The organism is Bradyrhizobium sp. AUGA SZCCT0158 (assembly GCF_018130065.1).
GTDB lineage: Bacteria > Pseudomonadota > Alphaproteobacteria > Rhizobiales > Xanthobacteraceae > Bradyrhizobium.
Map to the genome: position 1 here is coordinate 267,947 of NZ_JAFCME010000002.1, position 22,922 is coordinate 290,868.

The window sequence follows — 22,922 nt, forward strand, 5'->3', positions numbered from 1 at the left end:
GCCGGAAGTACCCGATCACTTCATCGGGCATTTATCATGGAAGCCGTCCTGGCTGTCCTTGACGATGGTGGCCACCGTCTTCAGCGCCAGCTGGCCATCGGCATCCTTGACCACGTCCTGCAGATAGAAGTTCTGGATCGGAATATGGTTCTTGCCGTATTTGAACGGACCGCGCACCGACTTGAAGTTGGCTTTCTCCATCTCGGCCTTCATCGCGTCCTTTTTCGTCACGTCGCCCTTGACCGCAACCACCGCGCTGTTGATCAGCTGCGCGGCATCATAGGATTGCGCGCCATAGAAGGTCGGGCGCAGGTTCGGATATTTCTTGCGATAGTCCTCGACGAACTTCTTGTTCTCGGGATTCGGCAGGTCGTTGACCCATTGCTGGGCGCCGGGAACGCCGAGCGCGTTCTCCTTCTGCAGCGGCAGCGACAATTCGTCGATGGTGAATGCCGTGTAGAGCGGGATCTGCGCCTTGATGCCGGCCTGCGCATACTGGTTGAGGAACTGCACGCCGGCAGCGCCCGGATAGAACACGAAGATCGACTCGGCCTTGGAGTTCTTGGCCTTGGTGAGTTCGGCGGAGAAGTCGAGCTGGCTCGGCCACACCGTGTATTCCTCGCCGACCACCTGGCCCTTGAACGTGCTCTTGACGCCGGCCAGCATGTCCTTGCCGGCGGCATAGTTCGGGCCGATCAGGAACACCGACTTGACGCCCTTCTGGTTCATGTAGGTGCCCATCGCCTGCGGCGTCTGGTCGTTCTGCCAGGAGGTCGAGAACACGTAAGGCGAGCACAATTCGCCGGCGAGCTGCGAGGGACCGGCATTGGCCGAGATCAGGAAGGTTTTGGAATCGACTGCGGTCTTCAGCGAGGCCAGCAGCACGTTCGACCAGATGTAGCCGACGATGAAATCGACCTTGTCGGACTGGATCAGCTTTTCGGTCTTCTGCTTGCCGACATCCGGCTTCTGGCCGTCGTCCTCATAGATCACCTCGACCGGCTTGCCGTCCATCTTGCGGCCCAGATGGTCGAGCGCCAGTTCGAACGAGTTGCGCATGTCGTTGCCGATCGCAGCCGTGGGGCCGCTGAAGGTCGAGACGAAACCGATCTTGATGCTGTCGGCGCCAAGCGCGGGCTGGGCCAGCGCCAGAGCCATTGCGCCCGCCAGCCAGAATGTCTTTTTCATATTCACTCCCCTCCTCATTATCTATTTTGTTACGCCAGCCAATGCGGCTGCCGTTCGAGGCCTGCGCCTTCGTATGATCCCGGTAAGCCCGGATATTTTGTGCGCGAAATCTCCGGCCCGCAGCAAGCACGAACCGAACGCTCCGATTAGAACCTTCGGCCCATACCCCAGCGGCCTGCACCATAATTCGCAGACGGCGCCGAAGGCAAGAACTATAGTTCCGGTTGCCGGGGCAACAAATGTCGCAGGCTCGGCCGCGGCACGATCGGAAGAGACAGCGTGCGCCATCATGTTCATGGCGCCTGATCCGGTTGGGGCGCGGCGTTTCGTCGCCACTCCGCCCAGCTCGGCCGGTCGAGCTGGAACAGATCGGTGCAGCGGGCGTACCAGCCGCTCCCGTGCATGCGGCCGATCAACTGCAGCGCAGGCGTATCGATATAGCAGCGCGCTTTGTCCTGAACCGCGGAATCTTCGACGTGCGCGCAGAGGATGCGGCCGATCACCGCCGTCTGGCGCGGTCCGGTCACCATCGAACTCAGCACCCGGCACTCGAAGGAAACCGGGGACTCCGCAATGCGCGGCGGCCGTATCGCATGTGACGGGGCGGCGGTGAGGCCCGCCAGCGCGAGTTCATCGACATCAGACGGCGCATCGATGCAGGTGACATTCATGGCCGCGGCGTTCTGTTCGGACACGAGGTTCACCACGAACTCTCCGGTCGCGAGAATATTCGTCGCGGTATCCTTGAAGCGCCCCGGCCCGGCGAGCAGCCCGATCGCCAGCGTCGGCGGCTCGTGCCCCAACACGTTGAAGAAGCTGTAGGGAGCTGCATTAACGACGCCATCTTCGGAAAGTGTCGTCACCCAGGCGATTGGCCGCGGGGTCACCGTCGCCGTCAATATCTTGTAGCGTTGTTGAGCCTCCAGCGTCTCCATGTCGAACAACATCGCCGGCCCCCGCGCTCAGACCGCCACGACCGGATGACGCAGCCGGCCGATGCCGGCCACTTCCGCCTCCACGACGTCGCCAGGCCACAGCCATTCCTGCGGTGTCCGCCCCGCGCCCACGCCATCGGGCGTGCCGGTCGCGATGATGTCGCCCGGTTCGAGCGTGATCGCCGCCGAAATGTCCGATATCAGCAGCGGCACCTTGAACAGCATGTGGCGGGTGTTGGAGCGCTGCTTCTCGACGCCGTTCACGGTGAGCCAGAGATCGAGCGCGTGCGGATCGCCGATTTCATCTGCCGTCACGATGCACGGACCGAACGGCGCATAGGTGTCCTGGCCCTTGGAATAGATCCACTGCCCGGCGCGGCGGTTGTCGCGGGCGCTGACGTCGATCATCACGCTGTAGCCGAAAACGAAATCGAGGGCCTGCGCTTCCGATATCCGGCGCGCCGTTCGGCCCATCACGACGGCAAGCTCGACTTCCCAGTCGAGTTGCCGCGTGATGGTCCTGTTGTGCTCGATGGCCTCATTGGGCCCGATCACGCTGGTCGGAGGCTTTGAAAAGATGATCGGCTGCTTCGGCAATTCCTTCGCGGTGTCCAGAGCCCGCGACGATTCCGCGACGTGCTCGACATAGTTCAGCCCGATCCCGAAGATGTTCTTCCGCGGCCGCGGGATCGGCGCCAGCAGCTTGACATTGGCAAGCGGCAGCGCCGCGCCTACCGGCCAATGGCTTGCGCGATCGCTTAAAATCTTCTTCAGCGCCAGCGTCGCCGGCGGCCCGAGATCAATCAGATCGAGCATCGAGGATGGCAGCGCGACACCTGCATGCGCGCCGATCCGCTCGACGTCCACAACCAGGTCATCGACGATGGCACCGAGGCGGGCCGCCGCCTCGATGTTGGCGCGGTAGGTAACAAGACGCATGGTTGGATCCCCTAAGATGTCAGCGGCTGCCGGCCCTGATTGTCGCCATAGGCTTCCTCGCGATACAGGCCGAGGGCGTGCATCACAGGCAGATCGTTGAAGGTGAACAGGCAGGCGTCGTCGCTGCCAGATCCGTTGACATGCTCATGCCAGGACCAGGACGGCACACAGAAGATGTCGCGCTCCTTCCAGTCGAAGCGCTTGCCGTCGATGATCGAGTGACCGCTTCCCTTTGCGACCTGGTAGATGAAGCTGCCGGTGTGACGATGAGCCTTGGTGGCCTCGCCGGGCCGAAGCATCTGCATCGACGCACCGATCGTCTGCATCACCGGACCGCCGGTGACGGGATTGACGTAGTTCATCAGCACGCCGTCATAGAGCGAGCCGTCGGAGGCCTTGCCGTAGCGCTGCAGCGCCTCGTAGGTCGGCCCCCACTCGTATTTCAGGAGCGGTGAATATCCGCGCGTCCATTCCGCGCCCGCAGGACGCAAGCCGGGATTGCCCCAGGCATGCGTCATGTCGTCGACGGGATAACCAACCTCCTGCTGCATCTTCGGATGCACCGCGTAGAAATTGGCTTCGAGCGTGTTCACGAGCGGGATGTCGAGACCATCCTGCCAGATGCACGGCGTGCCGTCGCTGGAGACACCATGCTCGTGCCACGTGCCATTGGGGGTCAGGACGAAATCGTTGGCACCGAGCGTGAGCTTGTGGCCGTCGACAATGGTGTAGGCGCCCTCGCCTTCCATGATGAAGCGCAGCGCCGAGGCCGAATGGGCATGGGCGGAGGCGACCTCGCCGGGGTGCATCACCTGCAGACCGGAATACAGCCAGCCCACGGCGGCGGCATAATCACGGCGACCGGGATTGTTCAGATAGATGACGCGGCGGCCGGCCTTTTCGGGAGACACCAGTTCGACGGACCGCAGCACATGCCGGCGCAGGTCCTCATAGCGCCAGAGCACGGGGACGGATGACGATTTCGGCTGCCAGGGCTCGATCTTGTTGGCGACCGTCCACAGCGCACCCGCGTCCAGATTTTCCAGCTCGTCGTAATAGGCGAGCAGCTCCGGGGTGTCCTCGACATTGGCGCGCCCGGCGACGTCTTCCCGGTGGTTTTCGCGGCGTCCTGTTGCCATTTCGCTCTCCCTGGGTTGCCAATCATATAAAATGAGATATATCTTCGAAGCAATAGAAAATTTTCGAAAGAAATCGAATCCGTAATGGTGGCCGCGAAAGCAGGAAAAATGGCCGGCGTGGCAGGCGACCGCCGGATCGTCAGCGAAGGAGCTGGCGAGCCCGGAACATTGAGCGAGGTGGCCTATCAGCGTCTGCGCACCGATATCGTCTCCGGTGTGCTCGGCGCGGGCAAGCCGCTGCGGCTCGAAGCGCTGAAGCAGCGTTATGGCCTGAGCTTCTCGCCGCTGCGCGAGGCGTTGATGCGGCTGCAGTCCGAGCGTCTGGTGTTCTCGACGGCGCTGCGCGGCTTTTCCGTCGCGCCGCTGTCGCGCGAGGAAATGAAGGACGCGACGGAAACCCGCATCCTGATCGAATCCGAAGCGCTGCGCCGATCGATGCGGGACGGCGACGATGACTGGGAAGCCGGCATCGTGGCCGCCTTCCATGCGCTCAGCCTGCAAGCCGAACGGCAGTTGCGCCTCTCCGGCGAGGTGGACGCCGTCGACATGCATGCGATGGACGAGCGGCACTATCAATTCCATCGGGCGCTGATCGCCCATTGCCGGTCGCCGCGGCTGCTCGACCTGGCAGACCAGCTCTATGTCGAAACCCAGCGCTACCGGCTGCCATGCCTGGTCGGCCCGGTGGCGGGAACGCCGGCGCGCGACGTTGCCGCCGAACATCAGCAAATCATGGACGCCGCGCTACGCCGCAGCGAAGATGCCGTGCGTTACCTGGCCGAGCATTACCGGCGAACCGCAGACATCATCGAGGCGTCGACCGTGTGGCCGTCGTCAGCGTAACGGTTGTTCAAACCAGATATTCAGCCCCATCGATGACGTAAGGCGCGTGGCGGAAATCCCTGATGGTGGCGACCTTGTCGGCCGACCAGTTCAGCAGCATGAAGTATTTCAGCTTCGAGTTGGGCTCGTTCGGATCGAACACCAGAACCGCCGGTTGCCCCTCCACCAGGCCAGGCACCAGATGCCAATCGCTGACTTTGGAATAGTTGCCGAAATAACGCGACACTTCGGCCTTGCCGGTCATGCGGGTCTTGTTGACGAGATCGAGCCGCACGTCGTCTGATATCATGGCGCGGATGGCGTCGAAATCCCGCGCGTTGAAATGGGCAACATAAGCGCCGAGCCGCTTGCGATCGGCGTCGGACAATTTCGGCTGCGGCGCATCGTCAGGCTCATCGGCATATTTTCGAAGTTGTGCGCGGCCGCGAACCAGCGCGGCCTTGGCCGCGGCAAGGCTCACATCCATGACAGCGCAGATTTCCGCCAGCGAATATCCGAGCACATCCATCAGGATCACGGATGAGCGTTGCGTCACATTGAGGCGCATGAAGGTGCGCAGACTGGCGTTCGCGATCTGGCGGCTTGTCACGGCATCGAGCTGGTCGGCCATCATCTCCGCCTCCTCCCCCGAAAAAAGCGCCTCCTGGCGCTTGCGCCTACGCAAAAAGTCCAGCGCGGTGTTGTGTGCAATCCGGAACAGCCAACCCTCGGGATTGCCGCTGGACAACGCTCTAGTGGCTGACAAGGCTTCCACCGCCTTGATCAGCGCGTCCTGCAGTACGTCCTCGCCGTCGATCACCGAACCCACCATGCGCGCGCAATAGCGATGCAGTTTTGGCCGCAGCGCGACCAGAAGCGCATCGATATCCGTCGCGGCTGGCGAGGCTTCAGATATCTCTGTCATTCGCGCTTCCGAAGAGCTCATATCTCGCCCAGCATCCGATAATTGCCGACGATGGTAACGGCGCGCGCCAGCGGCGGTTCAGCGCAACGCTCCCGAATACCACTCTGGAAGGCGGCAAACGATGCCAGTTTGGGCAACGCGCTGGCGCCATCATCGGCCGTGGTCTCAACGAAATGGATGAACGTATCGTCTTCCAGCCGCAGCGAGAGATAACGGACGCCCTCCGGCTGCAGCGCCTTCAGTTCGGCAAACACCGCGGCGACCAGTTCGGCGTTCTTCTCGGTCATTTCAGGTTTTGTTTTATACCTGATCAGGGTCCGTTTCATGTGCTTCTCCATGGCGTGGGTGCTGCAGAACCTGGCAGCTCGACCCAAGGACGTCTGGCGGTGGGCAAAGGATGCAGGCTCGAAAAGAATATTTTCGGCCATGTGTTTCATCCCTCACGATGCGCTTTCGCTATCGGTCGATTGGCAAACACGGCTTGAAGCTTCTCTTGGAAGCAGTGCACAAATAACTACATAATGAGGGCACGGAGACATCTCGAACCGAGGCCGGATTCCATGACGACAGTGCCGAAACGTCAGCACCACGTGGTGATCGTCGGCGCCGGTTTCGGCGGGCTGGAAGCCGCCTTCGGGCTAGCCGGCGCAGCGGTGAAAATCACGCTGATCGACCGGCGCAACCACCATTTGTTCCAGCCGCTGCTCTATCAGGTTGCCACCGCATCGTTGGCGACCTCCGAGATCGCCTGGCCGATCCGTTACCTCTTGCGCGACCGGCCCGATGTCACGACGCTGTTCGCCAACGTCAATGGCGTCGACGCCGCGGGCAAGCGCGTGCTGCTCGATGACGGCGAGGCACTGCCCTATGACACGCTGATCCTTGCCACCGGTGCGCGTCACGCCTATTTCGGCCACGACGAATGGGAACCGTTCGCACCCGGGCTGAAAACGCTGGAGGACGCCACCACGCTGCGGCGGCGCATCCTGGTCGCCTTCGAGCGCGCCGAGCGCGAAACCGATCCGGCGCGGCGCGCCGCGCTGCTGACTTTCGTCATCATCGGCGCAGGCCCCACCGGCGTCGAACTCGCCGGCACCATCGCCGACCTCGCCAGGGACACGCTGCCGAAGGATTTCCGCAACATCGACACCAGCAAGGCGCGCGTGGTGCTGATCGAGGCAGGTCCTCGCGTGCTCGCGGGCTTTCCCGACGATCTCTCCGCCTACGCGCAAACCTCGCTTGAGGGCCTCGGCGTCGAAGTGATGCTGGGAAAGCCGGTGACGGAATGCAGCATCGATGGCGTGGTCTATGGCGACACTAGGCTCGACGCGAAAACCATCATCTGGGCCGCGGGCGTACGTGCCTCACGCGCGGCCGAATGGCTGGGCGCGCCCGCCGATCGCGCCTATCGCGTGCAGGTAAAGCCGGACCTGACAGTGCCCGGCCATCCCGATATTTTCGCTGTGGGTGACACCGCAACGATTGCAGATGCGAGCGGAAATCCGGTGCCCGGCATTGCGCCGGCGGCCAAGCAACAGGGCCGCTACGTCGCTGCCCTCATCAAGGCGCGGCTCGGCGGCGGGACGCTGCCACCGTTCCGCTACAAACATGCCGGCAGCCTGGCGCAGATCGGCAAGCGCAAGGCGGTGATCGATTTCGGCTGGATGAAGCTGCGCGGCAATCTCGCCTGGTGGATCTGGGGCATCGCCCACATCTATTTCCTGATCGGCCTGCGCCACCGGCTCAGCGTCGCCATGAGCTGGCTCTGGATCCACGCCAGGAATCAGCGCGCGGCGCGGCTGATCACGCAAGGGAGCAGCAAGGTGACGGGGTGAGCGATCTTCTCCCTCGCCCCGCTCTTGCGGGGAGAGGGTCGGGGTGAGGGGCTCTCTCCAAGAGTGACGTCACTCGTGAGACCTGTACCCCCTCACCCGGATCGCATCTGCGATGCGATTCGACCTCTCCCCGCAAGCGGGGCGAGGTAAGAAACCGCGACGGCGCGACCCTCACTTCACCAATGAACACCCGCCGTCCGCCATCGGCCGGAACGCCTGATCGGCCGGGATCGTCGATACCAGCTTGTAATAATCATACGGATATTTCGACTCCGCCGGCTTCTTCACCTCGAACAGATACATCGGGTGGATGACGCGGCCGTCCTGGCGGATGGTGACGTCGCCGAACAACTTGTCCTTGCCCTTGAACTTTTTCATCTGCGGCACGGCGTCCTTGGCATGGTCGCTGCCGGTCGCCGCCACCGCGTTGAGATAAGCGAGCGTGGAGGCATAGACGCCGGCCTGGTTGCCGCTCGGCATCTTGCCGTTCATGCCCGGCCGCGCCGCAAAGCGCTTTGCGAACGCGCGGGTGTCGTCATCCATGTCCCAGTAAAACGCCTCCAGCAGTTGGAGCCCCTGCGCGATCTTCAATCCCATGCCGTGCACGTCGTTGACGAACAACAGGAACGCCACCATGGTCTGGCCGCTCTGCTGGATGCCGAACTCATTGGCCTGCTTGACCGCATTGATGGTGTCGCCGCCGGCATTGGCAAGGCCGATCACCTTGGCCTTGGAACTCTGCGCCTGCAGCAGGAACGACGCGAAGTCCGACGTGCCGAGCGGATGCTTGCTCGAGCCCAGCACCTTGCCGCCATTCTTTTCGATGTAGTTGGTGGCTTCGGCCTCGATGCCCTTGCCGAGCGCATAGTCGACCGTGACGAAGTACCAGTCCTTGCCACCGCGCCCCATCATCGCCGCCGCCGTGGTGTTGCCGGTGGCCCAGGCGTCGTTGACCCATTGAATGGTGTTGGGCGAACAGGCCTTGCCGGTCAGGTCGGAGCTCGCTGTCGATGACGCCAGGAACGTCATGCGGGAGTCCCGCACCAGCGCATTGATGGCGAGCCCGACCGCCGAGTTCGGCACGTCGACAATGGCATCGACACCCTCGACATCGAGCCATTTGCGCGCGATCCCCTGACCGACGTCAGCCTTGTTCTGGTGATCGGCATAGACGATCTCGACCTTGATGTTCTTGCCGCCGCCGCCAAAATCCTCCGCCGCCATGCGCGCGGCTTCCACCGACCCCATGCCGTTGGTGTCCTGGAAGATGCCGGAGATGTCGTTGAGCACGCCGACCCGGACGACATTTTCGGAAATCTCCGCCCGCGCCGGTCCGAACGCGGCGCAGGATAGCGCGAGCGCCAGATAGACCCTGATATTCTTCATCATTCTCTCCCTATCGATGTGATCGTTGTTGTTCCCGGACTGCGCCGGGTTTGAATTCAGATCTGCCGGTCCGGCAGCCGCACGACGAGGCCGTCGAGCTCCGGCGTGATCTTGATCTGGCAGGACAGCCGGCTGTTTGGCAGCCGCTCGGCGGCGACGCCGTGGAGCAGCTCATCCTCCTCCTCGCTCATCGGCGCGAGCCGCGCGATCCAGCCTTCATCGACATAGACATGGCAGGTCGCGCACATGGCGTTGCCGCCGCACTCGGCCACGATCTCGTCGACGCCGTGCGTGGTTGCGACCTGCATGACGCTGTCGCCGGCGCTCGCGTCGACGCGTTCGGAACGGTTGTCGGGGCGATTGAAAATGATGGTCGGCATGATCCGGCTCACGCTGCTTTGATTGACACGGGCAGGCTTTCGAGGCCGCGGAGCGTGTTGTTGAAACGGCGCGTCGCCGGCCCCGTGATCTCGATCGCGCTGACCCGTTTGGCCAGCGCCGAAAGCACCGCCTCGCCTTCCAGCCGCGCGACCAGCTGGCCGACGCACATGTGGATGCCGGAGCCATAGCCGACATGGCCACTGGTCTTGCGCGTGACGTCATATTCGTCAGGCCGGTCCCATCGCCGCGGATCGCGGTTGGCGGCGGCGAGGAACATCAGGATTTTCTCGCCCTCGCCGATCCGCGACCCGCTGATCTCGACGTCCCGTGTCGTGGTCCGGAAGAACGTCTGCACCGGGCTTTCGAACCGCACCGCCTCCTCAAAGGCGTTGCGCGCCAGCGTCGGGTCACTCCGCAGCCGCGCCCATTGATCGGGAAAACGCGCCAGGCAATAGACCGCCGCGCCGATGCCGTTGACCGTGGTATCGAGGCCGGCGCTGAGCAGCGAGCGCACCAGCAATGGCGCTTCCGCCGCCGTGATGTCGCCGGCATCGGCGCGGGCATGGATGCAGTCGCCGAAACCGCCGGGCGCGAGATTTTCGCGCTGGCATTGTTCGGCGACATAGGCCTGATGCGGCGCGGAGCGTTCGATCGCGTCCTGGCGCAGCTGGTTCGGCGGCCCGAACGAATTGAAGACGAGGCTCGCATAGGGCAGCAGGTTTTCGCGCCCCTCCGGCTTGAGCCCGAGCGCATCGGGAAACACGGACAGCGGATAGGCCTCGGCGAGGTCTGCGATGGCGTCGAAGCTGCCTTTGGCGAGCAGCGCTTCCACCCGGGATTCGGCGGCTGCGACAAAGCTGCCGCGCAATTGCTTCATCACCGTCGGCGAGAGCACCCGGCTCAGCACCGCCCGCGTGCGCGCATGTTCCGGCGGATCGGCCTCCAGAATGATGCTTTGCGGCCGCCATGCCTTTTCCTTCGCAAAGTCGCTGAGGCCGACGCCGCGGCTGGAGCAGAAGGTCAGAGGATCGTTGAGGACGGCATGGACCTCGGCATGGCGGGCGACGCCGTAGACCTTCCATTTGTCGAACCAAACGACCGGCCCGGCTTCCCGGAGCACCTCGTGGGCGGGATGCGGGTCTTCGAAGAACTCGATCGAGAACGGATCGATGTCCATATGCGGCACGCCTGCCGATGGCGTGAAGCCTGATGCACTCATTCCGACCTCCCAAAGTTTGTTCTTGTAAAGCGCTGGCGCATGTCCCTATCTCTCAAGCCTAGCGTTTGCAGCGATGATCAGGGACATGAGCAGTCAACCACCCGCCAGGAATGCGCGCCGGCCGAGACCGGTGGAGGTCGCAGATGCCGATGACGGCCCGACCCTCGATCTCGAGCGCTACGTTCCGGCGTTCATCACCTTCATCGCCAACAAGCTCTCGAACAGCGCCACCGCGTTCTATCAGCGCAATTTCGGCGTCAACGTCACGGAATGGCGGATCATGTCGCTGCTGGCGATCGAGCCCGGCATCCCGGCCTCGCGGATCTGCCACGTGATCGGCTTCGACAAGGGGCCGGTCAGCCGCACCCTGTCGATGCTGCAGAAGCGCGGCCTGGTCGCGATCCGGACCGCCCCGGACGACGGACGCACCCATTCGATATCGCTGACCGCGAAGGGACGCGCGACCCACGACAAGGTCATCGTCGCCGCGCTTGAACGCGAACGACGGCTGCTGTCCGTCCTGCGCAAGGACGAGCGGGAAGTGCTGATCGACCTGCTGCGCCGCGTCCACGGCAATCTCGATGCCGTCAAGGGCGTCGGTGGCCCGTAGGCGGCCCAGCAACGACCATTTCATGTGATGCGCGGCGGTCCGCGCCGCGTATGAAGCGGCGGCGTTCCGTGACCCGCCTTTGCTTTCGGGCATCCATACCTCCCTGCGAGACCCGGCAGCTGGGCTGCTTCTGTGGCCATCATTGATCGCGAGACTGTCACGAATTAGTTGCCGTGGCAACAATAGAGTGTTGCTAAGGCAACGAAATGGTTGGTCGGGAACTTTGGCCGCTTTGCGAGCTGGGGGAATCGATGAACGGGTTATTATGGCGGCGCTCGTTATGCCCGGCCTTGCCGCCTTCGCTAAAGCTTCGGCGGGCCGACCACTCGTGGCCCCGTCGAAGCCCTGGCGGAGACGGGTGCCGGGCATCCACGTCTTTGCATCCATTAAGCAAGAAAGACGTGAATGGCCGGGACAAGCCCGGCCATGACGAGAAAGCGAAAGTACTGACTGCTTTTGGGCCAGACCCTGACGATGATCGCGCGCTACGGCGCGCCGTCTATTTCGACAGCGGACAGCCGCCGTCCTTCTCGGGCCGGAATGCATCCTCGCCCTTGATCGTGCCGACCACTTTCAAAAGGTCCCATTTCGACTGCGACTCATCGGGCTTCTTGACCTCGAGCAGATAGAGCGGATGGATCTTTCGGCCGTCGGCGCGAATGAAGCCCTTGCCGAACAGGGGATCGTCGGTCGGCATCACCTTCATCGCTTCGACAACGGCCTTGCCGTCGGTGGCGCCGCCGGCCTTGTCGACGGCCTTGAGGTAGTGAATCACCGAGGCATAGACGCCGGCCTGCATGTCGTTGGGATAGTTCTTCTGCGGGTGGCGCTCGGCAAACTTTGCGGCGAAGCGGCGGGTGCCGTCGTTCAGATCCCAGTAGAACGGATTCATGATCTGCGCGCCCTGTGCCGCCTTCAGCGTCAGCGCCGGCAACCCGTTCATGCCAAGGATCAGGCCGACCAGCTTCTGCTTCTGGGTCAGGCCGAATTCGGCCGCCTGCTTCATCGACGTAATGGTGTCGTCGCCGGCATTGGCGATGCCGACGATATCAGCACCCGAGCCTTGCGCCTGCAGCAGGAAGGAGGCGTAATCCGCCGTCCCCAGCGGATGACGGACGGCGCCGACCACCTCGCCGCCGGCGGCCTTAACCGCTTCCATCGCCTGCTTTTCCAGGTCATGCCCGAACGCATAGTCGGCGGTCAGGAAGAACCATTTCTTGCCGCCCTTCGCCACCACCGCCTTGCCGAGACCGTGGCCATAGGCGTAGGTGTCGTAGGTCCAGTGTACGGTGTTGGGGGTGCATTTCGCGCCGGTCAGCAGCACGGTTCCGGCGCCGGAGCCGATGAACACCTTGTTTTTCTGTTCGCTGATGCCGGCGACCGCGAGCGCGATCGCCGAGTTCGGCAGGTCAAAGATCGCATCGACGCTTTCGTTTTCATACCAGCGCCGCGCGATGCCGACGCCGATGTCAGGCTTGTTCTGGTGATCGGCCGCGACGACCTCCACGACCTTGCCGGCGGCCTTGCCGCCGTAATCCTCGACTGCCATCTGGGCCGCGACCACCGAACCGATGCCCTGGTAGGTCGCGAACACGCCGGACTGATCGTTCAGGATACCGATGCGGACTTTTTCCTGCGCCTGCGCGCCCGAGACGAGCAGGACCGCGGCCGCAGCAACCAGCGGCGTCTTCAGCCGCGAAAAAACATGACCCATCCGGTCCTCCCTGTGTTTACAACTCCAAAAGGCAATCTTCACGCTGCCGAAATTACTTATATAATATAAGTATTTTTCGGAGAGTCAATCTCGACCGGGAATCACCGAACAAATGCAAAAGACCCGCAGCCGCGCCGCGGCGAAAAAATCCCCGCTGGTGGAAACCGCCGATGACAAGAAAAAGTCGCTCGATCTGAGCGCGTTACAGCAGACGCCCGGGTTCATGATCCGGATCCTGCAGCTCTTGAATTTCGAAGCTTTCTTCCGGCACTTCCAGGCGCTGGAAGTGTCGCCGGTGGAATATTCCATCCTCATGACCGTGCGCGACAACGAGGCCGTGACGCAGAGCGAACTCGCCGCCGTGCTCAAGATGCAGCTGCCCAACCTCGTGAAGATCCTGTCTGCCATGGAAGAGGCCGGCATCGTGAGGCGCAAGCGATCGTCCCGCGACAAGCGCGCGGTCGAGCTTTCGCTCAGCGCGGCCGGGCAAAGACGGGCCGATGAGGCAAGCCGGGCTGGCGAGATCTTCAATGAACAGACGCTCGCCCCGCTCAGCAAGCCAGAGAGGGCGGCATTTCTTCACATGCTGACGCGGCTGGTCGAGGCCTACCGGCGCGAACTTTCGCGAAGCGAAATCGCTTGATATCTAGCCGGCGCAGCCGATCCATTCGGCCGACGCGTCATTGTCCAACACCGCTACCGCGCCTGCCCGCCGAGTCAGCACCGCGCGCTGGTTGATGTAGCCCTTGTCGGTGATCTCGCCACCATCGACGGAGGCAGGCTCGGCCAAAAGCAACGCGCGCGTGGCGTGGCCGGATGAGTTGCCGCCCTGCGCTTTCAGTTTGGCGAGGCCCTGCCCGATCGCGGCGCGAACTTTTTCGTGACCGATGACCTCGTCGGCGCCGGCGCCGTCGGGCAGACCGGCATGGGCACGACAAGCGGCGATGTTGGGGAACACCAGAAAACGGACTTCATCGCCACCATGGCCGGTGACGACGATGTCCTGCGCCAGCGGCGCGAGTGCTGCGATGCCGGCGACGCGCAGTGTGCCGACATTGACCCAGGTGCCGGAGTTGAGCTTGAAATCCTCGGCGACGCGGCCGTCGAAAAACAATCCGAGTTCTGGTCGCTCAGGATCGGCAAAGGTCACGGCATCGCCGATCAAATAAAAGCCTTCCGCATCGAATGCCTGCGCGGTGAGTTCCGGCGCCTTCCAGTAGCCCGGCGTGACATTCGGTCCGCGCACCCGCACTTCGAGCTTGTCGCCTGACGGTACCAGCTTCAGCTCTGTCCCTGATATCGGCACGCCGATATTGCCGGAGCGCCTGGCCTGGAAATGGCAGTCGGTCGCGAGCGGCGAGGTTTCGGTCGAGCCCCAGGCCGATACCATCGGCAACGCGCGGCCGCTGGTTTTGATCGAGAGTTCCTCCAGCGCATCCCAGAGATTCTGCGGCAGCGCGGCACCCGCATAGAACGCGAACTTCACCTCGCCAAAGAATTTCTGGCGCAGCTCGTCGTCACTGCGCAGCGCCGCGATCAGCATATCAAAACCGCGCGGCACGTTGAAATACACCGTCGGCATCACGCTGCGCAGATTCGCCAGCGAGGTCGCGAACAGCCCCGGCGCAGGCTTGCCGCCGTCGACATAGAGCGTGCCGCCATTGCGCAGCACGAGGTTAAAGTTGTGGTTGGCGCCGAAGGTATGGCTCCACGGCAGCCAGTCGAGGATCACGAGATCGTCGCGCGCCGCTTCGAGGAACGTCCAGGTCTGCGCCTTGGCCTGCTGGCTCGAGGTCAGCATGCGCTGGGTGTTGATCACAGCCTTCGGCGTGCCGGTCGAACCCGAGGTGAACAGGAACTTTGCAATGGTGTCCGGCGTCACGGCCTTGAAGGCTTTTTCGACGGCCGGCTTTTCCGGTGTCGCCGCGATCTCTGGGAATGGGATCACATCACCGTCGCTGGAATCGCTGCTGACGATTTTGGTCGAGTGCAGCGGAGCAATCGCCGCGAGCGCCGCTGCGAATGGTTTGGTGCTGGAGACATAGATCGCGCCGGGCCCGAGCAAACTGATCATGCCCTTGAGCTTGTCGAAATCCCGGGACATCAGCGAATAGGCCGGCGAGACCGCCGCCGAGGGCACGCCGACATGCTGAGCAGCCAGCGCGAACAATGCATGGTCGACGCTGTTGTCGGACAGGATCACCAATGGCCGTTCCGCGCTCAGTCCCTGCGCGAGGATCCATGCCGCCGCCGAGCGAACCTGCCGCAATGCACTGGCATAAGTGACCGTGTTCCACGGCGCATCCGGCGTCTTGCGGTCGGCCAAAAAAGTCCGCTCCGGCGCCTGCCGGGCCCAATGTTCCAGCCAATCGCCGACGCAGCGCGCGCCTGGCTTCAGCGGCACCGTCGATTTCAGGATGATGCTGCCGTCCGCGCGGCGATCGGCTGATATCGCGGGCTTCGCAAACAGCGCTTCGGATGGGTCGCGGCCTGTGGCGGCGGCTGTCGTCATCGGTTTCCTCCTCGCGCGGCCCGTCGGCCGCCGGCCTCTGTGGGCCGCTCTTGGGCATATTGTTGGTCGCAACAATTGTTGTCGTCAACAACAATATTTCCTTCCCGGCCGCAAAGCGCTAGAAGGGGAGCGACGCGGGGAGAAGCATGTGTCGAGCAGAGCGGCCCAACCAGCCTTGAAAACCCCAGTTTCCGCGAACGGCAAGCGCGGCGGAAATGGCAAGGCACGCCACCGGGAGCAGGATATCGAGGTCGGCCTCGACGGGCTGGTCGGCCATGCCGGCTACGCGGTGCGGCGCTTCCAGATCTGGATCTTTCAGGACTTCATCCGGACGCTGGCGGCGGTCGATATCAAGCCGACGCAATATTCGGTGCTGACGGTGATCGGTGCCAATCCGGGCCTGAGCCAGATGGCGGTCGCCAAGCGGCTCGGGATCGAGCGCGCCCGGCTGGTGCACCTGCTGGACAGTCTCGAAGATCGCAAGCTGGTGCGGCGCGTCCAATCCAGGACCGACCGCCGTTCCCACGCGCTGCACCTGACCGGGCGGGGCGAGGCATCGCTGCGGCAGTTCATGCTGCTCGCGGCCGAACACGAGCGTCACGTCGCCGAGAAGATCGGGGCCGCGAATCGGGAGCACCTGCTCCGGATTCTGGCGGCGTTCACCTGAGCGCGCGGGCGCGACGAACTCCAAGCCCCACAACTGACAATGCCGCCTACAAATTAGGCAGAGACAAGGCGCCGCGCTAGGACCGTGGACACGCCTCGTTTTCCGACAAGGCAACTAACCCACGAACATTGCAGGGTTATTGCCGTGTCTTGGGTTGCATCCCTAATTGTACACAATGGCACATCGCTTGCTTCAATCCGGACGAACTCCTCGCTTAGGTAAGTCGACCGTGACTGACCTCAGCCAACCCAGGACGGGGCATCAATTGACTGAAACCGTTGCTGCGATCGTCGCCGCGCACCGCGCCGGCACCATGACGCCGGCGCAAACCGTCGCGCGCAGCTATCAGCGCATCCGCGACCACAACGATCCGGCCGTGTTCATCTCCCTGCGCGACGAAAGGGACGCGCTGGCGGAGGCGCAAGCGCTGAGCGCAAAGGATCCGGCGACGCTTCCGCTGCTGGGCGTGCCGGTCGCGGTGAAGGACAATATCGACGCGCTGGGCCTGCCGACCACGGCCGCCTGCCCGGCGTTTTCTTATTCGCCGACGCAGGACTCGACCGCGGTCGCAAAGCTGCGCGCGGCCGGCGCCATCATCATCGGCAAGACCAATCTCGACCAGTTCGCGACCGGCCTCGTCGGCGTGCGCTCGCCCTATGGCATCCCGACAAATCCGATCCGCGCCGATCTCGTTCCGGGCGGATCGAGTTCGGGATCGGCAGTCGCGGTGTCGGCCGGATTGGTGCCGCTGGCGCTCGGCACCGACACCGCCGGAAGTGGCCGTGTGCCGGCGATGCTCAACAACATCGTCGGGTTGAAGCCGAGCCTCGGGCTGATCTCCAATGCCGGGCTGGTGCCGGCCTGCCGCACGCTGGATTGCATTTCGGTGTTCGCGCTCACGGTGGATGACGCCGTGGCGGCGCTATCAGCGATGGCCGGCCCCGATGACGCCGATCCGTTTTCACGCGACCGGCCGCTCGGCGCGGTCACCGCGTTTCCCGGACAGTTGCGGCTCGGCGTTCCCCGTAGCGGTCAGTTGATCTTCTTCGGCGACCGTGAGTCGGAGCAGGCCTATGGCGAAGCGCTCAAGCGCTGGACTTCGCTCGGCGCAACCCTGGTCGAATTCGATCTCGAACCGTTTTATGAGACCGCGCGGCTGCTCTATGAGGGACCGTGGGTCGCCGAACGTTATCTGGTGATCCGCGATCTCCTGGCATCGTCGCCGGATGCGATTCATCCCGTCACGCGCGAGATCACCATGGCCGGCGCGCGGCCGACCGCGGCCGATACCTTCGCGGCGCTCTATCGTTTGCAGGCGCTGCGGCGCGTCGCCGAGCGCACCTTTACCGACATCGACGCGCTGGTGCTGCCGACGGCGCCAACCGCCTATTCAACGGCGCAGGTGCTGGCCAATCCGATCGAGCTCAATTCCAGGCTCGGCACCTACACCAATTTCGTCAATCTGCTCGATCTCTGCGGGCTGGCATTGCCGGCGGCGATGCGGCCGGACGGCATCCCGTTCGGCATCACGCTGCTCGCGCCGGCCGGCCACGACGCGCAGCTCGCCAGCATGGGCCGCGCCTTCCATGCCCACACTGGACTGAAGATGGGCGCCAAGGGCCTGACGCAGCCGCCGCTCGCAGCGCCCTCGCCACAACTCAGCGGCGACGAAATCGCAATCGCGGCGGTCGGCGCGCATCTATCCGGCATGGCGCTGAACGGCGAGCTGACGTCACTCGGCGGACGCCTGCTGGAGGAAACCTCGACCGCGCCGGACTACAGGCTCTATGCGCTCGACACCACGCCGCCAAAACCCGGCATGCTGCGCGTCGAGGCTGGCGCGGGATCGCAGATCAAGCTCGAACTCTGGGCGCTGTCGGCGGTGGCATTTGGAAAATTCGTCGCCGCAATCCCGCCGCCACTGTCGATCGGCACCATTCGTCTCGCGGACGGCCGCGGCGTGAAGGGGTTTTTGGTCGAACCGGCCGCGGTGAGCGGCGCGCGGGATATTTCCGCGTTCGGCGGCTGGCGCGCGTTCATGGCGCAGAGATGAGAGGCGAGTAGCGAGTAGCTAAGCGAACCTCCCCATTCGCTATTCGCCACTCCCCATTCGCCCACTTACACCGACACCGCGTAAAGCTCATACTCCCCGCGCACCAGTTCGATATGCGCACGCATCGCGGCCGCGGCGCCGGTTTTGTCGCCGCGCATGATCGCGACCACGACACGGTCGTGCTCGGCGTGCGATTTGGCGAGGCGGCCGAGATTGCGGAACTGGGCACGCCGGAACGGCTGCACCCGCACCCGCGTCGCCAGCGTCATCTCGGCGATATAGCCGTTCTGCGAGCCGGCATAGATCGCGTTGTGAAAGCGCTCGTTGACTTCGTGGAATCTTTCAGGATTGCCGGCGTAGCTCAGCACCCGCAATTCCTCGTGGATGCTTTCGAGCTTCTGGCGATCCGCCGCCGGCATCCGCTCCGCAGCAAGGCCTGCGCACAGCGCTTCCAGCTCCGCCATCGCCTCGAACATTTCGGTTAGCCGCTCGATCGACGGCTGCGCCACCACGGCGCCGCGATGGGCGCGGGATTCGACGAGACCGCTCGCCACCAGCTGCCGCAGCGCCTCGCGCACCGGGGTCCGCGACACGCTGAAGCGCCGCGCAATATCGGTCTCGTCCAGTCCCGATCCCGGCGCCAGCACCCCGCGCACGATCTCGTCGGCGAGTTGCAGTCGCAATTCCTCCGCGCGCGTGACCTTGTCCGCCTGCGGCGAGGCGCGGTCGACGCGCCGCACCACCGGCTCGCCTTCGGGGCCGGATTGCGGGCTGCGGGTAGGAAGATCGTCAAGGCTCATGTCGTTTGACCCAAATCCTTTCGAAATCCAACCCTACGAAGCCGGCTCGTCGATGATGCTGACGTGGGCGGCGACGATTCTCCACCCCTCAGGAAACCGCACCCAGGTCTGCATCTGCCGCCCCACCTTCTTGCCGCTCCACGCATCGCGATAGAACAACGTCGAGGCAACAGCGGTATCGCGGCCATAGCTGGTGATGACGGTCTTGTCGGTCGTACGCATCAGCCCCACCGGCGAGCGCCCGGCGCGGAACGCCATGATGGCCTCATAGCCGTAGAGGTTTTCGTTGATGCCGTAGCGCAGCGTGCGGGGATCGTTGCGGAACAATTCATCCAGCACCGCGACGTCGTTCGATACCAGCGCCGCTTCATAGCGCGCGAATTGCGCTGACACTTCAGCGAGCACGTCGGGAAGATCGATATCCATGGCTAAATTCCTCGCTAAATTCCTCTTGGCGCAGGCGCCGCAGCAACGCCGGATTGCTCCAATGCACGAGCGACGCGAAGCGCGATATCCTCGCGCCAGGGTGCGGCGATGATCTGGACCCCGATCGGCATCGGCTCCAGCGGCACCGGCACCGCGACCACGGGCAGTCCGATGAACGAAATCGGCTGGGTATGGATGCCGATATTGGCGCGCACCGGTAGTTCGACGCCGTCGAGCTTGAACGTTACCTGCCCGAGTTTGGGCGCGGTGCAGGGCGTGGCAGGCGCGATGATCACGTCGACCGATTTGAACAGCTCCAGCACTTGCATGCGATACCAGCGGCGGAATTTCTGCGCCCGATCGACCAGCGGCGCCGGCACCATCGCGCCCGCGATCAGGCGATCGCGCACCGCCGGATCGAAATCGTTCGGGCGCTTGCGCAGGCGATCAAGATGCAGCGAAGCGCCTTCGGTGGTGGAAATCACGTAAGCTGCGGCGCGAGCTCGCGCGGCCTCGGGGATTTCGATCGTCTGTGTCGCATCAAGCGCCTTGGCGACGCGCGCCACGGCCTCGACAGCCTCCGGAAACACATTCTTCTGGAAATAGCCACCGGCTATTGCGACCCGCAATCCGCCGACGCCTTGCGCGAGCTGCGACGTCACCGGCTCAACCGGCCGCGTCGTGCACGCGGCATCATCGGCATCCGGCCCCTGCATCGCATCATAGGCCAGCGCGAGATCGCCGACGCTGCGCGCAAGCGGTCCGAGGTGGTCGAAGCTCGCGACAAACGGAAACGACCGTGCCCGCGACAGCCGGCCATAGGTCGGCTTCAGACCGAAGATTCCGCAGAACGACGACGGCACCCGGATCGAGCCATTGGTATCTGAGCCCAGCCCGATCGGGACCAGGCCGCCGCCGACCGAACTGCCGGAGCCGCCGGAGGAACCGCCCGTCATGCACGTCGGATCGTGCGGATTGCGCGACGGGCCGTCATGCACATTCTCGCCGGTGAAGTCGTAGGCGTATTCGCCCATGTTGAGCGCGCCGATCAGGACGGCGCCCGCAGCCTCCATGCGTTCCACCAGCGTCGCATCGCGCGAAGACGGCGCGAGGTCGCGGTTGATCTTCGAGCCCGCACGCGTCGGCAGGCCCTTGACGTCGAACAAGTTCTTGACCGCAAACGGCACGCCCGCGAGCGGGCCGACTTTCTGCCCCGCCGCAATCGCCGCATCGACGGCGCGGGCTTTCGCACGTGCGCGATCCGCGGTGACGTCAGTGAAGGAGTTCAGAACCGAATCATGCTTGGCGATCCGCGCCAGCGCGTCTTCGGTCGCGGCGAGCGCGGTCATCTTGCCGCCGGCCACGGCCTGGGCGATCTCTTGTGCGGTCATGGCGCGGTCAGGCTGTGAAGACACTGGCGGGCTCGGTTTCGTCGGGCAATGGGAATTCGTCCACCAGCCGGGCCAGCCTCAGCGATACTTCGAGGTTCGCGCGCACCGCCGGCCGCCAGGAATCCTCCACCGGCAACGCCAGCGCTTTGGCGACGGCGTCGATATAGTCGTCCAGGGGTTCGGCCATTTCGCTCCCATTCAGGTTTATTAGTGAACCGGCAACGGCGGATGCGGGATCGCCGTCAGCAGCTCCTTTGTATAGGCGTCCTGCGGATTGCCCAAGACCTGTTCGGACGGGCCCTGTTCCACGATTCGTCCCGCACGCATCACGATGACACGATCGCACAACAGGCGCACCACATTCAAATCATGGGAGACAAACAGATAGCTCATACCCATCGACGACTTGAGGTCCTGCAAGAGATTGAGCACCACCGCCTGCACGGAGACGTCGAGCGCCGCGGTCGGCTCGTCGAGGATCACGAGCTTTGGGTGCAGCGCAATCGCGCGAGCGATGCCGACGCGGGCCTTCTGGCCACCGGACAATTGATGCGGGAAGCGATCGAGCAGATTAATGGGGAGACCGACCAGCCCGGCGAGTTCCTCGCAACGGGCGCGCAGCGCATCGCGTCCCCTGATGTCGCCGAGCTGCATGATCGGATCGACGATGGCGCGCGCCGCGGTGAAGCGCGGGTTGAGGCTGTCGGTCGGATCCTGGAACACCATCTGGATGCTCTTGCGCAGCGGCAGCCGCGCGAAGGCGTTGGGCAGCATGGTGCCGATCTCGTCGCCATCGAACACGATACGGCCGGAGGTCTGATCCAGCAGCCGCATCACCATCATCGACGTGGTCGATTTGCCGCAGCCGGATTCACCGACCAGGCCGACGCTCTCGCCGTGACCGACCGTAAAGCTGATGCCGTCGACGGCGCGGAATAGTTCGGTCTCGATCGGCGGCTTGCGGGAAAACAGCTTGCCGAGAACGGCCGTGGCGCCCTGGCGCGGATACTCCTTCACCAGTTTCTCGACCAGCAGAAGCGGCTTCTCGTCACCCCCAGGCTTGACCCGGGGGTCCATCGCTTCAAAGGAATCTTTCGAAGATTGATGGATGGCCGGGTCAAGCCCGGCCATGACGGGTGGTAGCGCCGCCGCGTCTTCCTCCGGCAACAGATCGCGCAAGGAGACGCCGATCCGCGGCGTCGCGCGCATCAGCTTCCTGGTGTAGGCATGTTCAGGGTTGGCGAAGATATCGGCGGATTTCGCGGTCTCGACTACGCGGCCCTTTTCCATCACGACCACACGATCGCAATAGGCGGCCGCGAGGCCGAGGTCATGCGTGATCAGGATGGTCGACATGCCGCGCCGCTTCGTGAGCTCGACGATCAGATCCATCACGGCTTTTTGCGTCGTGACGTCGAGACCCGTGGTCGGCTCGTCCGCGATCAGAAGCTGCGGATTGCAGGCCAGCGCCAGCGCGATCACGACGCGCTGGCACATGCCGCCGGAGAGCTCGAACGGATAGGCGTGGTACCGCTCGCGCGGCCGCGCGATCTTGACCTGTTCCAGCGCTTCGATCGCCTTCTCGCCGCGATCACTGGCCGCCGACTGCACATGCTGGCGCAGCACATCCTCGATCTGGTCGCCGACCTTGCGGATCGGATTGAGCGCCGCGCGCGGGTTCTGGAAGATCATCGAGATTTCGCGGCCGCGCAAATCCCGCATCTGGTTCTCGGTCGCGGCCTTGACGTCGATGCCGGAAAACACCACCGAGCCCTCGGCGATCTTGCCGGCGCGGTCGAGGATCCGCATCACGGCGTAAGAGGTCACCGACTTGCCGGAGCCGGACTCGCCGACGATACCGAGCGTCTCGCCCTTGGCCACGGAGATGTTGACGTGCTGCACCGCTTTCACGATGCCGCGCCGCGTGGCGAATTCCACCGTGAGGTCGTTGACGTCGAGCAATGGCTGCGCGGTCATCGG

The 22,922-nt window shown here is 63.8% G+C and carries 22 protein-coding genes; 6 read left to right on the forward strand and 16 right to left on the reverse strand.

The window, feature by feature from the left end:
- Positions 1–15: 15 nt before the first annotated feature.
- The 4 genes from JQ574_RS04095 to JQ574_RS04110 form a co-directional block, all read right to left on the reverse strand.
- Complete coding sequence (locus JQ574_RS04095; protein WP_212208857.1) at positions 16–1,188, reverse strand: ABC transporter substrate-binding protein; 1,173 nt, start codon at positions 1,186–1,188, stop codon at positions 16–18.
- Positions 1,189–1,481: 293 nt separating this feature from the next.
- Positions 1,482–2,123 carry a flavin reductase family protein gene (locus JQ574_RS04100; protein ID WP_249119078.1) on the reverse strand — a complete coding sequence of 214 codons (642 nt, stop codon included), beginning with the start codon at positions 2,121–2,123 and terminating at the stop codon, positions 1,482–1,484.
- Between the two features lie 27 nt (positions 2,124–2,150).
- The gene (locus JQ574_RS04105; protein ID WP_212208859.1) at positions 2,151–3,062 is read right to left on the reverse strand and encodes a fumarylacetoacetate hydrolase family protein; all 912 of its coding nucleotides are present in this window, start codon (positions 3,060–3,062) and stop codon (positions 2,151–2,153) included.
- A gap of 11 nt (positions 3,063–3,073) precedes the next feature.
- Positions 3,074–4,201, reverse strand: a complete 1,128-nt coding sequence (locus JQ574_RS04110) for a cupin domain-containing protein (RefSeq protein WP_212208860.1) — start codon at positions 4,199–4,201, stop codon at positions 3,074–3,076.
- An 84-nt stretch (positions 4,202–4,285) separates the two neighbouring features.
- Here JQ574_RS04110 and JQ574_RS04115 point away from each other — a divergent pair, with 84 nt between their 5' ends.
- Complete coding sequence (locus tag JQ574_RS04115; protein WP_249119079.1) at positions 4,286–5,044, forward strand: GntR family transcriptional regulator; 759 nt, start codon at positions 4,286–4,288, stop codon at positions 5,042–5,044.
- Between the two features lie 7 nt (positions 5,045–5,051).
- On the opposite strand, the gene JQ574_RS04120 is transcribed toward JQ574_RS04115, so the two are convergent.
- Positions 5,052–5,948, reverse strand: coding sequence for a sigma-70 family RNA polymerase sigma factor (locus tag JQ574_RS04120; RefSeq protein WP_212208861.1), 897 nt, complete (start codon positions 5,946–5,948; stop codon positions 5,052–5,054).
- A gap of 17 nt (positions 5,949–5,965) precedes the next feature.
- The gene (locus JQ574_RS04125; RefSeq protein WP_212208862.1) at positions 5,966–6,274 is read right to left on the reverse strand and encodes a hypothetical protein; all 309 of its coding nucleotides are present in this window, start codon (positions 6,272–6,274) and stop codon (positions 5,966–5,968) included.
- Between the two features lie 234 nt (positions 6,275–6,508).
- Here JQ574_RS04125 and JQ574_RS04130 point away from each other — a divergent pair, with 234 nt between their 5' ends.
- Positions 6,509–7,783 (forward strand): NAD(P)/FAD-dependent oxidoreductase, encoded by a 1,275-nt coding sequence (locus JQ574_RS04130; protein ID WP_212208863.1) that lies wholly within the window; start codon positions 6,509–6,511, stop codon positions 7,781–7,783.
- 171 nt (positions 7,784–7,954) lie between these two features.
- Here JQ574_RS04130 and JQ574_RS04135 read toward each other — a convergent pair whose 3' ends face one another.
- From JQ574_RS04135 to JQ574_RS04145, 3 genes are read right to left on the reverse strand one after another with little or no spacing between them, the layout of a single operon-like run.
- Positions 7,955–9,169, reverse strand: a complete 1,215-nt coding sequence (locus tag JQ574_RS04135; RefSeq protein ID WP_212208983.1) for an ABC transporter substrate-binding protein — start codon at positions 9,167–9,169, stop codon at positions 7,955–7,957.
- A 56-nt stretch (positions 9,170–9,225) separates the two neighbouring features.
- Entirely contained in the window at positions 9,226–9,549 is a 324-nt protein-coding gene (locus tag JQ574_RS04140; RefSeq protein ID WP_212208864.1) for a 2Fe-2S iron-sulfur cluster-binding protein, read from the reverse strand.
- An 8-nt stretch (positions 9,550–9,557) separates the two neighbouring features.
- Positions 9,558–10,769, reverse strand: a complete 1,212-nt coding sequence (locus JQ574_RS04145) for a cytochrome P450 (RefSeq protein ID WP_212208865.1) — start codon at positions 10,767–10,769, stop codon at positions 9,558–9,560.
- A gap of 85 nt (positions 10,770–10,854) precedes the next feature.
- Between JQ574_RS04145 and JQ574_RS04150 the strand changes: the two genes are divergently transcribed.
- Complete coding sequence (locus JQ574_RS04150; protein WP_212208866.1) at positions 10,855–11,379, forward strand: MarR family winged helix-turn-helix transcriptional regulator; 525 nt, start codon at positions 10,855–10,857, stop codon at positions 11,377–11,379.
- 499 nt (positions 11,380–11,878) lie between these two features.
- Here the strand turns inward: JQ574_RS04150 and JQ574_RS04155 are convergent, their stop codons facing one another.
- Entirely contained in the window at positions 11,879–13,093 is a 1,215-nt protein-coding gene (locus JQ574_RS04155; RefSeq protein WP_212208867.1) for an ABC transporter substrate-binding protein, read from the reverse strand.
- A gap of 112 nt (positions 13,094–13,205) precedes the next feature.
- Between JQ574_RS04155 and JQ574_RS04160 the strand changes: the two genes are divergently transcribed.
- Complete coding sequence (locus tag JQ574_RS04160) at positions 13,206–13,736, forward strand: MarR family winged helix-turn-helix transcriptional regulator (RefSeq protein WP_212208868.1); 531 nt, start codon at positions 13,206–13,208, stop codon at positions 13,734–13,736.
- A gap of 3 nt (positions 13,737–13,739) precedes the next feature.
- Here JQ574_RS04160 and JQ574_RS04165 read toward each other — a convergent pair whose 3' ends face one another.
- Entirely contained in the window at positions 13,740–15,605 is a 1,866-nt protein-coding gene (locus tag JQ574_RS04165; RefSeq protein ID WP_212208869.1) for a feruloyl-CoA synthase, read from the reverse strand.
- Between the two features lie 175 nt (positions 15,606–15,780).
- On the opposite strand from JQ574_RS04165, the gene JQ574_RS04170 reads away from it, so the two are divergent.
- Both JQ574_RS04170 and atzF read left to right on the forward strand, forming a co-directional pair.
- A complete protein-coding gene (locus JQ574_RS04170; protein WP_212208984.1) occupies positions 15,781–16,272 on the forward strand; it encodes a MarR family transcriptional regulator in 492 nt (163 codons plus the stop codon).
- Between the two features lie 265 nt (positions 16,273–16,537).
- On the forward strand, positions 16,538–18,325 hold the full coding sequence (gene atzF, locus JQ574_RS04175) for an allophanate hydrolase (RefSeq protein WP_283813678.1): 1,788 nt from the start codon (positions 16,538–16,540) through the stop codon (positions 18,323–18,325).
- A 65-nt stretch (positions 18,326–18,390) separates the two neighbouring features.
- Here the strand turns inward: atzF and JQ574_RS04180 are convergent, their stop codons facing one another.
- From JQ574_RS04180 to JQ574_RS04200, 5 genes are read right to left on the reverse strand one after another with little or no spacing between them, the layout of a single operon-like run.
- Positions 18,391–19,125, reverse strand: coding sequence for a GntR family transcriptional regulator (locus JQ574_RS04180; protein ID WP_212208871.1), 735 nt, complete (start codon positions 19,123–19,125; stop codon positions 18,391–18,393).
- A 33-nt stretch (positions 19,126–19,158) separates the two neighbouring features.
- Positions 19,159–19,551, reverse strand: a complete 393-nt coding sequence (hpxZ, locus tag JQ574_RS04185) for an oxalurate catabolism protein HpxZ (RefSeq protein WP_212208872.1) — start codon at positions 19,549–19,551, stop codon at positions 19,159–19,161.
- A 14-nt stretch (positions 19,552–19,565) separates the two neighbouring features.
- Positions 19,566–20,942 (reverse strand): AtzE family amidohydrolase, encoded by a 1,377-nt coding sequence (locus JQ574_RS04190; RefSeq protein ID WP_212208873.1) that lies wholly within the window; start codon positions 20,940–20,942, stop codon positions 19,566–19,568.
- A gap of 7 nt (positions 20,943–20,949) precedes the next feature.
- The gene (locus tag JQ574_RS04195; protein ID WP_212208874.1) at positions 20,950–21,129 is read right to left on the reverse strand and encodes a DUF4089 domain-containing protein; all 180 of its coding nucleotides are present in this window, start codon (positions 21,127–21,129) and stop codon (positions 20,950–20,952) included.
- Positions 21,130–21,149: 20 nt separating this feature from the next.
- Positions 21,150–22,919, reverse strand: a complete 1,770-nt coding sequence (locus JQ574_RS04200; RefSeq protein WP_212208875.1) for an ABC transporter ATP-binding protein — start codon at positions 22,917–22,919, stop codon at positions 21,150–21,152.
- Positions 22,920–22,922: the final 3 nt, after the last annotated feature.